Source organism: Colwellia sp. BRX10-1, from assembly GCF_014077545.1.
Taxonomy (GTDB): Bacteria; Pseudomonadota; Gammaproteobacteria; order Enterobacterales; family Alteromonadaceae; genus Colwellia_A.
In genome coordinates, this window is sequence record NZ_JACGWC010000123.1 from 1 (window position 1) to 329 (window position 329).

Below are 329 nucleotides of genomic sequence, written 5' to 3' on the forward strand. Positions count from 1 at the left end.
CTCCCACACTACCATCGGCGCTACTGCGTTTCACTTCTGAGTTCGGAATGGGATCAGGTGGTGCCACAGTGCTATTGTCGCTAGACAAAAAGGTTACAATCTTGAAAGCTGTTGCTCGTTAGAGCGATAAATATAAAAGCGTTTTCTTATTCAATTCATTACAGTGCGTGAAGTTATTCTGTCAGTCTTTTACAAACACTTCGTAGTAAAACTACTTGGGTGTTGTATGGTTAAGCCTCACGGGCAATTAGTATCAGTTAGCTCAAGACCTCGCAGTCCTTACACACCTGACCTATCAACGTTGTAGTCTCCAACGACCCTTTAGGGAG

The 329-nt window shown here is 43.8% G+C and carries 2 rRNA genes; both read right to left on the minus strand.

The features are described from left to right. Positions 1–85, minus strand: a 5S ribosomal RNA gene (gene rrf / locus H4J75_RS19810); the annotation flags it as partial. A gap of 141 nt (positions 86–226) precedes the next feature. Further along, positions 227–329, minus strand: a 23S ribosomal RNA gene (locus H4J75_RS19815); the annotation flags it as partial.